Genomic DNA, 9,550 nt, shown 5'->3' with positions numbered 1-9,550 from the left:
TGGGTGGGACTTTTTGGGGGAGGCGGAATGGACGATATTTCAGTCAAAATGGGGTAGATTTGGAGGTAATATCGGTCGGGAGGGGTGACTGGGGGTGGGTTTTGTAGTGGTTAATGGGGGAAAATTTGTGGGGGGAGGGGTGGGGATGGAGGATATCCCGGGCAAAAGGTGTATCTTTGGAGGAAATATCGGTCAATGGCGAAAAGTAAACGATCTTTGTTACTTCCTTCTGCGGGGAAGGTTCTGATGGTCCTGGGGGTGAATATTAAACTTGCCCGGAGACGTCGGAAGTTGACCGAATCGCAGGTGGCGGAGCGGGCGGGAATTGCCCGGTCGACGCTTCAGCTGATCGAAAAGGGGAATCCCGGGGTTGCGATGAGTTCGTATTTGCAGGTGCTTTTTGTGCTGGGGCTGGACCGGGACCTGCTTCGGGTTGCGGCGGATGATCCGTTGGGAAGAAAATTGCAGGACGCGGGCCTGCTTAAAAAATAGAACGATGGCAAAGACGGTTTCCTCATCAAGGAAAATGCTGGTTTATGGGGATTGGGTTGAACTTGGGGGGGCGGTATTGATGGGGATCATCCATTCCGAGCAGCTTAGGGGAAAGGAGATCTTTTCTTTTTCCTATGACCCTGCGTGGCTTGCCAGGAATGAATCGCTGGTGCTTGATCCTGATCTTGGTTTATATACGGGGATGCAGTATGTGCGGGAGGAGAAATCCAATTTCGGGTTGTTTACCGACTCGGCGCCGGACCGGTGGGGGAGGGTGTTGATGGATCGGCGGGAGGCTTTATTGGCGCGGCGGGAAGACAGAAGGCCGCGGACTTTGATGGAAACTGATTACCTGCTGGGTGTATTCGATCTTTACCGGATGGGCGGGCTTCGGTTCAAACTTAGCGCTGACGGCGAATTCCTGGATACGGACGAGAAACTGGCCACTCCGCCGATGACCTCGCTCAGAACATTGGAGGAAGCGAGTCTAAGGCTGGAGGAAGAGGATGATATGGATGAGCCTGTTTTTTCCGACTGGTTGAATCTGCTGTTATCGCCGGGTGCTTCTCTTGGCGGTGCACGGCCCAAGGCCTGTGTTGCGGGTCCGGATGGACAATTATGGATAGCAAAGTTTCCCAGTCTGAATGATGACCGGGATACGGGCGGATGGGAGGCTATCGTCAATCAACTGGCCGTGAGGGCGGGAGTAAATGTGGCTGAGGGTTATGCGCGAAGATTTACGCAGGATTACCAGACCTTTTTGACGAAGAGATTTGACCGGGTTGGGCAGAAGCGGGTCCATTTTGCTTCGGCGATGACCCTGTTGGGTCAGGTGGATGGGGCTGACGCCAATGCACAGGTATCTTATCTTCAGCTGGCGGAGATCATTGTCCGTAACGGCGCAAGGCCGGATGCCGATTTGGAAGAACTATGGCGACGGATCGTATTCAATATTTGCGTCAGCAACAGTGATGATCATTTACGCAATCATGGTTTTCTTTTGACGCCCAAGGGTTGGGTGTTGTCGCCTGCCTATGATATCAACCCCATTCCTAACTCCAGGGGTCTGCATCTGAATATTACCGAGACCGATAATGCCCAGGATCTCGAGCTGGCGCGGGAGGTGGCGGAGCTGTTCCGTTTGTCGACCGGGCGCCGGGAGGAGATTATCGAACAAGTGCGCCGGGCGGTGGATGGTTGGGCGGAGCTTGCGAAGGAGATGGGTATCGCGAGGAGTGAGGTAATGCGGGTCGAGCCGGCTTTTATTTTTGGCCGCAAATGACGGTAGCTGCGTAGTCGATGGCCGTGTTGCCGGGGAATTTTTGTTGCAGGAGGGTGAAGGTTTCCTTTTTTATTATTTCCCGGGTTTTTTCGTCTGCCTTGCTCATGGCGGCGACGATGGGGGCGCCGACTTCGGTATGAAGGTCCCAATAGGTTTCTGGACTACCGCATTCGAGTTTGCCGGTGATCTCTTTTTCCGTTGTATTTTTTAGTCCCGCCTGTTCGAAGAGGCCGGCGAGGAGACCCGGGGCTGCGCAGCGGAACATACCGGGGGCGCCGGGTGGTGGTGGGGGAAGTTGCATGGTCCGGTTGATAACGCCCATGATGATGGTGACCCAGGGATTTTTTTCGGGGCTGCCCCAGACCGCGGTTGCGAGCCTGCCGCCGGGTTTCAGTACGCGAACCATTTCTCTTGCAGCCAATGCCATATCGGGGAAGAACATGAATCCGAAGCGACAGCTTACGGCGTCGAAGGAGGCGTCTTCGAAGGGGAGTTCACAGACGTCACAAACGATGGTGTCGATATTCCTGATGCCTTTGCTTGCGGCCTGGTCGCGAGCGACAGCGAGCATATCTTCCGACAGATCGGTGAGGGTGACCTTGCCTTGTTTGACGAGGGCGGCGATGGTGAGCCCGGGTTCGCCGGTGCCGGAGGCGATGTCGAGAACCTGATCGCCGGCTTTTGGTGCGAGGCAGCGGATGATCTCGTCGCCCGTGGGTTGGAGGAAGTCCATTGTAAAGGCGTTCCATTTACGCCAGCCGCCGGAGAATTTGTTCCAGCTGGCCTTTTGTTGTTCGCGGATTTGTTCGAGTTGGGGTTCCATGCGGGAGATTTCTGAAAATATAGCGATTTTTTATACAGGGCAAGTGGGGGATTTGGGGGTGGCCGGCGGTTATTCCTTGTCGAGGGTTTTGACGGGGGAGTTTTGAAGCAGGGTTGCCAGAAAGTTTTTTGTTCTTGTGGATTCCTTGTTGAAGTTAAGGAGGATCAGCGTATGGGCGGCGATCAGCAGGCTGAGGGGAAAGAGGGCGAAAAGGAGAGCGGAGGCGAAGACGGCGCCGATGAAGACGGAGGCGATGACGAAGGTCCAGAAGGTCATGAAGAGGAGGGGCATGATATGGGGGTGGATGCGGATCGTGATGCAGGTGCCTTCGGGGGTGTTTATAAAATGGCCGTTTGTGATGGGTTGCCAGGAGTTGTGCCAGGCGAGGACGCGACGGATGACGAAACCGTTGGTGTCGAGGCTGCCGATATAAGGGCGGGTAGTCTTGTGGGATATGAAGGGCAGGTTCTGTCCGGGTGTGAGGTGGGCCTCCAGCCGCTGGCGGACCTCGGTGACGGTTAGGCTGGTGGATAAGGTGTACTTCTCGAAAAGAAAGTATTTCATGGCGGTTGGGTGAAGGGGGTGGCGGAACGCGGGTGCGCTCATGTCTGCCTTTTAAACGGGAAATTTAAATTTCTAGTATAAAATTTGGACAACTAAAGATTTAGTTATAGGTTTGGCATAACTAAATAAATAGTTAATGAAGCCATTGACAAAAGCGGAAGAGCAGGTGATGTTGGTACTGTGGCAGATCGGAAAGGGTTTTTTGAAGGATATCATCGAAGAGACGCCGGAGCCCAAGCCGCATTCGAATACGATCGCTACGTTGTTGAAGATCCTGGTGGAGAAGGGGTATGTGGAGTATTCCGTTCAGGGGCGGAACAATTGTTATGAGCCGACTGTGAGTAAGGCTGAGTATGGCCGTAAGAGCGCCCAGCAGCTGGTGAAGGGATATTTCGAGGGGAGTCCGGCGAAGCTGGTCTCACAGTTTGTCAATGATAAGAAGCTGAGCTTACAGGAGCTGGAGGAGCTGTTGCAGCAGATCAAGAACGCTAAAAATGGAAAGCCATGATAGAAGCGATGTTGAAGTCGGGGGGGATCTCCGCAGTGTTGTTTGGATATTATTGGCTTTTCCTGCGGAACCGGTCGTTCCATGGATGGAACCGGGGGTTCCTGCTTTCGGCCGTGTTGCTTTCGGTGGTGATGCCGCTGGTTCCGTTGCCGGGGCTTTTTGCGTGGGCGGGTGAGGCGCGGGCGTTGGGGAATGTGTTGCATGCGGTGGTGCCGGGGAATTGGGCGGAAGATCCCGCAAGCGATGTCAATGCGTGGGGCTTTTCAGCGGCGGGTGGGGTTGACTGGGGCCATTGGATGTATTGGGGATATGCGTTGGTGGCGGGCTGGCTGGGATTGGCCTTTTTGCGCGAACTGGGTTTTATCGCCAGGCTTTATCGCCGGTATCCCCGGGAGCGGCGGGAGGACCTTCTTTTTCTGCTGACGCGAGAGCCGGGGACGCCGTTCTCCTTTTTGAAGACGATCTTTTGGAATGCGGATATCGAACCGGAGAGCATCGAAGGGCGTCAGATGCTGCGACACGAATTGGTGCATATACGGCAGCGTCATACACTGGACCTGTTGTTGCTTCGGCCTTTGATGATCCTGTTTTGGGTGAACCCCATCTTTTATCTGATATATCGCGAGTTGCGGACAATCCATGAGTTTGAGGCCGACCGGTGTGCCTTGGAGGGGGAAGACCGCTATGCCTATGCAGAGCTGCTGGTGCTGCAGACGCTGGAGAGCCGGCAGACGGGACTTTTTCATTCGTTTTTTTCTTCCTCTATAAAAAGACGGATTACCATGATCACTCAATTTTCTGCGGCCAGCTCCGGCCGCCTGGGCCAGTGGATGGTTGCACCGGTTGCGGTTTTGCTTTTATTCGCGTTCTCGGGAAGCGTGTCTCCTCATGTGCCGGGGAAGCCGATGACAGTTGTAATTGATGCGGGTCACGGAGGCGTCGACGACGGCGCCATCGCCGCGAATGGCCTCAAGGAAAAAGATATCAATTTAGCGATCGCCCGGAAGGTGAAGCAGCTGTCATCGGAATACGGGGTGAATGTTGTGCTGACGCGGGATGCCGATGTATTGTCGGGCGGGATGAAGAGCGTAGAGGCCTCGTTGCATTACCGGGCTGGTCTTGTGACAGCGAAGAAAGCCGACCTGTTCATCTCGTTGCACGTGGATGCAAAAAGCGGGGATGGGCGGCCTGGTTTTAACGTGTATCTGTCGAAAGAGAATACTCATTTCCAGCAGAGCGCGAAACTGGGTGGAGTGTTGATCGATGCGCTCAGGGGAAGCTATACCACGGGGAATGAGATCCTGGAGACCAGGACGCATGTACTTGTCCTGCGGGCCGCGACTGTGCCGGCGGTGCTGATCGAATGTGGGAATATCGATGATGCGCGTGACCGCGCATTTATCAACGACGGAAGCAATCAGGAGACCATCGCGCGGAATATTCTTCAAGGGGTGACAAACTACAAGTAAACAAATATGTTGCGGAGTTATCTGTTGATCGCATGGCGGCACCTGCGAAAGGGACCGCTTTTTTCTTCCATAAACATTATCGGGCTGGCGATGGGGATGGCGGTGGCCATGCTGATCGGTATCTGGGTCTGGGGTGAAGTGAGCTTCGATCATTATCATCGCAACCATGAGCGGCTTGGGGAAATACTGTCCATCAGTAAGTACAACGGAAAGACGGAGGTGGGGGCCTATGCGAGTGTGCCGATGGCAGCGGCGTTGAAGACCCAGTATCCGGATGATTTTGCGGGGTTATCGTTGTTAGGCGAAGTGGGTGAGACCTTACGGAATGGTGACAAGAGTCTTGGGGGGTGGGGGGCCTGGGTGCAGGCGCAGTTTCCGGTGATGTTCAGTTTGCGGATGATGACCGGTTCCCCGGAGGCGTTGAAGGACCCAGGAGCGATCCTGTTGAATGCTTCACTGGCCAAGGGTTTGTTCGGATCGGCCGATGTGGTGGGGAGATCGCTTGTCCTAGGCGATTCGACTGTGTTGCATGTGGGCGGGGTGTATGAGGATCTGCCTGTTACCAGTGGGATCGCGATGTACAACTTTCTGCTATCCTGGGATAATATTCATAACCCGGGAAGGGAGAGTATCGATGACTGGACAAATCATCATTTTCAGCTGATGGTACAATTAAAGGAAGGGGTGTCTTTTGATGGCTTGTCGGCGAAGATCAGGGATCTCACCAAGCCGCATATAAAAGGGAGCCTGGAAGAGTTGGCCTTGCATCCCATGGACCGATGGCATTTGTATGACCGGGAGGAGAATGGGAAGATGGTTGCCGGCCGGTTGCAGTCCGTGCGGCTGTTTGGGTTTATCGGCTGCTTTGTATTGCTGCTTGCGTGTATCAATTTTATGAACCTGAGTACGGCGAGGAGTGAGAAGCGGTCGATGGAGACCGGGATCCGCAAGGTGCTTGGGTCGAGTCGGGGACAGTTGATGGGACAGTTCCTTGGGGAGTCGGTGTTGACTGCGGCAATGGCTTTTGTGCTGGCGCTGTTGCTGACGATGTTGAGCTTGTCGTGGTTTAGTACGATGGCGGGCAGACCGGTGCGAATCCCATGGGGGAATGGCTGGTGGTGGGTGATGGCGCTGGGGCTGGTTTGTTTTACGGGAGCAGTGGCAGGGAGTTATCCAGCCTTCTATCTGTCTGCTTTTAAGCCGGGAAAGGTATTTTCCGGACGCCGGGGAAGGTTGGCGCGGAAGGCACTGGTGGTGGCTCAGTTCACGATATCGATGAGTCTTGTTATTGGAACGATCGTCGTGTACCAGCAATTGGAGTTTGCGAAGGACCGGCCCGTAGGATATAGCAGGGAGGGATTAATCAGTTTGCCGGTGAGGCGGGGGGTGTTGATCGATGCCGCCGATGTATTGCGACAGGAGTTGTTACGGACGGGGGCTATTGCCGATCTGTCGGTGACCTCGAGTCCTACTACCAATGTCCGCAATTCCATGCTGGGTTATGACTGGGAGGGACGTGATCCTAAGACTGTTCCGGCGATCGGCACCTTGTTTGTGGGTTATGAGTTTGGCCGAACCATCGGATGGACGGTGAAAGAGGGGCGGGATTTTTTGCCGGGGAATGTTGCCGATAGCGGGGCTTTTATTTTAAATGAGGCTGCGGTTCGGTTTACAGGGCTTGCCGATCCGGTTGGAAAGGTGATCCGATGGCACGACGTGGATCATCCTATTGTAGGGGTGGTGAAGGATCTGGTCATGGAGTCGCCGTATCAGCCGGTGGCGCCGGTGTTCTTTACACTCAGTTCGAATGTGCGGATCCAATACCTGGTGGTGAGGATCGCACCGGCATTACCGATGAAGGAGGCGCTGGCGAGGATCGAAACCGTGTTTCATCGTTGGGACCCGCTGGATGCTTTTTATTACCTGTTTGCGGACGAGGCTTATGGGGCGAAGTTTTTGGCGGAGGAGCAGGTGGGAAGGTTTGCGGTGTTGTTTGGAGGGCTGGCGATCTTTATTTCCTGTCTGGGGCTTTTTGGGTTGGCCGCGTTTGTCGCGGAGCAAAGGACGAAGGAGATCGGGATCCGGAAGGTGCTTGGGGCGAGTGTGGTGCAGTTGTGGGGGCTGCTGTCGAAAGAATTTTTGGTATTGGTAGGCATAGCGTTTTGTATTGCGGCGCCGGTGGCGTGGGTGTTTTTGCATCGGTGGCTGCGGGGGTATGAGTACCGTGTGGGGATCTCTTTTTGGGTTTTTGTGGCGGCGGGGATTGGGGGAGTGGGGGTTACGTTGCTGACGGTGAGTGCGCAGGCGGTGAGGGCGGCGAGGATGAATCCGACGAAGAGCTTGAAAGTCGATTAGCGGGTGAGGCGGTACATGAAGATGGCGGCGCGTTTGATGAGGAGGGGGTATTCGTGGAGGTTGATTGTTTCGCCGGCGCGGTGGGCGCCTTTGCCGGAGGCGCCGAGGCCATCGAGGCAGTCGAGATATTTTGCGATGTCGGAGATGTCGCCTGCGCCGCGGGCGCCGGGGTCGCCGGGCAGGGTTTCGCCGAGGCCCATGTCGCGGGTGACGGCGCTGAGCTGGTCGACGAGGCGGAGGTTGCCGGGGGTGGGCTCCATTGCGGGGAGGCCGTCGCTGAAGCGGATGGTGGAGTGGGTGCCGGGGAGGGCGGCGGCGACGATGGCGCGCATCTTTTCGCGGGCGGCTTCCTTCTGGGCTTCGCTGAGGAAGCGGAGATCGCCGGTGACATGCGCGGTGGGAGAGATGATATTTGTTTTACCCATGGCTTCGCCGCGGGCATCCTGCGGGTCGACGGTGATGCCGGAGCCGCCGACGATGAAGCCGGGATTGAACGTCAGATATTTTTCGGTGCTGAGCTGTTCGCGGAACGTATTGAGGATGCGGGCGGCTTCATAGATGGCGCCATCGCCGGCCGAGTCGGTGAAGACGGTGGCGGAGTGGCCCGTCTTTGCGGTGACGTCGAGGACCCAGTTGCTGGAACCGCGGCGGGCGGCTGCGACGGTGTTGAGGCCCATCGCCGATTCGAAGGCGAGGGCGATGTCGCAGGTCTTTGCCCTTTCGATGAAATCCTTTCTTGCTTCGGAGTGCGGTGTGCCCGACCGTTCTTCATCCCCTGTAAAATACGCGATGATGTTCATGTCCTTTAGCTGCCCGGCGGCCTCGAGGGCCTGGAGCGCAGTGATGATGATGACGTCGCCGCCTTTCATGTCATTGACGCCCTGGCCGGTGGCGGTGCTGTCGTTGAGGACGGTATAAGGGCCCGCGGGCATATCGGGTTCGAAGACGGTGTCGAGATGGCCGATGAGGAAGAGTTTTTTCCCTTTTTTGCCGGTGTGGGTCGCTACCAAGTGGCCGGCGCGATGGAGGGAGTCGGGCTCGCTGACCCATTCGATGGTGAAGCCGAGTTTGCGGAGTTGGACGGCGTACATTTCGCCGACTTTTTTGACGCCGGCGATGTTGAGGGTGCCGCTATTGATGTTGACGGAGTTGATGAGGAGCTGCATGGCGTCCTGCATATGGTGGTCGATATAGTCGGCTATCTTTTTTTCGGGGGGAGTAAGACCGGGCTGCCATTCGAGGACGGAGATGGGTTGGGCGGGGAGGTTTTCGAGGGTTTCGCCGTCGCCCTGGCCGACGCGTTGGACGAATAGGTTGAGCTCGTGACTGGCGGCCCAGAGTTGCTGGTCGTAGGTGGGCTCCCAGTTGGCATAGCTGTCGGTGGAGAGGTTTTGGATATGGAAGGCGCCGGTGGCGATGTCGGGGCAGGTGGCGAGGGTTATCCTGCTGCCCTGTTCTTCGTCGCGATAGAGGAGGAAGAGTTTTTTGTTGTCGACCAGGATCTGGGGGCGGGAGAACGGAACCCGTTTGGTACCGGCGCCGCCGAGCAGAAATGGCGTGGTGCGGGCCGAGGCCTGGGTGCTATGCCAGCCGGCGGCGTCTTTATAGACGACCATGTATTGCGGGACCTGGGAATTACCGGGCCGCCAGTAGGTGGCTATATAGGGGTTGCCGGCGTCGTCGGCGCACATGGAGGTTTGGTTGATGAGGCCGCTGTGCTGAGGGATGCGGGCTGCGTATTCGGCCGTGGCGGCCGTGATGGGGAGGGTATAGGGTTGACCGGTTGACGTTTCCCAACTGCGGCCGCCGTCCCGGGAGCGGGCGTAGGCGATATCATGATTGGTGGCAACGTCAGGGGACTCCCGCCAGGTCCAGGAGAGATGGAGGGTGCCGGCGGCGTCCAGTGCGGCCTGCCAATAAGCGTTGCGTTTTCCCTCGCCGTCGATGAGCTTATCCTGCATGCGGGTCCAGGTGCCTGTCTTTGTGTCGTAGCGATCGAGGATGAGGTTGCCGTTGCCGGAAGCGCCATCGCGGTAGAGGAAGAGGAGGTCGCCGGT

Annotated in this window: 8 protein-coding genes; 5 read left to right on the top strand and 3 right to left on the bottom strand. The window is 56.5% G+C overall.

The features are described from left to right. Positions 1-195: 195 nt before the first annotated feature. Entirely contained in the window at positions 196-492 is a 297-nt protein-coding gene (locus VGM48_RS23730; protein ID WP_331583244.1) for a helix-turn-helix transcriptional regulator, read from the top strand. 4 nt (positions 493-496) lie between these two features. Next, positions 497-1,774 carry a HipA domain-containing protein gene (locus VGM48_RS23725; protein WP_331583242.1) on the top strand — a complete coding sequence of 426 codons (1,278 nt, stop codon included), beginning with the start codon at positions 497-499 and terminating at the stop codon, positions 1,772-1,774. Here the strand turns inward: VGM48_RS23725 and VGM48_RS23720 are convergent. Both VGM48_RS23720 and VGM48_RS23715 read right to left on the bottom strand, forming a co-directional pair. Then, positions 1,755-2,597, bottom strand: a complete 843-nt coding sequence (locus VGM48_RS23720) for a class I SAM-dependent methyltransferase (protein WP_331583240.1) — start codon at positions 2,595-2,597, stop codon at positions 1,755-1,757. The two genes, VGM48_RS23725 and VGM48_RS23720, sit on opposite strands and share 20 nt — an antisense overlap. A 69-nt stretch (positions 2,598-2,666) precedes the next feature. Continuing rightward, positions 2,667-3,203: a hypothetical protein gene (locus VGM48_RS23715; protein WP_331583238.1), complete on the bottom strand. Its 537-nt coding sequence runs from the start codon at positions 3,201-3,203 to the stop codon at positions 2,667-2,669. A 94-nt stretch (positions 3,204-3,297) separates the two neighbouring features. On the opposite strand from VGM48_RS23715, the gene VGM48_RS23710 reads away from it, so the two are divergent. From VGM48_RS23710 to VGM48_RS23700, 3 genes are read left to right on the top strand one after another with little or no spacing between them, the layout of a single operon-like run. Beyond that, on the top strand, positions 3,298-3,669 hold the full coding sequence (locus VGM48_RS23710) for a BlaI/MecI/CopY family transcriptional regulator (protein ID WP_331583236.1): 372 nt from the start codon (positions 3,298-3,300) through the stop codon (positions 3,667-3,669). Continuing rightward, positions 3,666-5,138: an N-acetylmuramoyl-L-alanine amidase gene (locus VGM48_RS23705; RefSeq protein WP_331583234.1), complete on the top strand. Its 1,473-nt coding sequence runs from the start codon at positions 3,666-3,668 to the stop codon at positions 5,136-5,138. Before VGM48_RS23710 ends, VGM48_RS23705 begins: the two co-directional genes overlap by 4 nt. 6 nt (positions 5,139-5,144) lie before the next feature. Further along, positions 5,145-7,493 carry an FtsX-like permease family protein gene (locus tag VGM48_RS23700; RefSeq protein ID WP_331583232.1) on the top strand — a complete coding sequence of 783 codons (2,349 nt, stop codon included), beginning with the start codon at positions 5,145-5,147 and terminating at the stop codon, positions 7,491-7,493. On the opposite strand, the gene VGM48_RS23695 is transcribed toward VGM48_RS23700, so the two are convergent. Further along, positions 7,490-9,550: M20/M25/M40 family metallo-hydrolase (locus VGM48_RS23695; protein WP_331583230.1), on the bottom strand; the 2,061-nt coding region annotated here is incomplete at its 5' end. The genes VGM48_RS23700 and VGM48_RS23695 overlap by 4 nt on opposite strands.

Origin of the sequence: Puia sp., assembly GCF_036500295.1 — a bacterium.
In the GTDB taxonomy this organism is placed as follows: domain Bacteria; phylum Bacteroidota; class Bacteroidia; order Chitinophagales; family Chitinophagaceae; genus Puia.
Note: the sequence above shows the minus strand (reverse complement) of the source record. Positions and strands in the feature narration are given on the sequence as shown.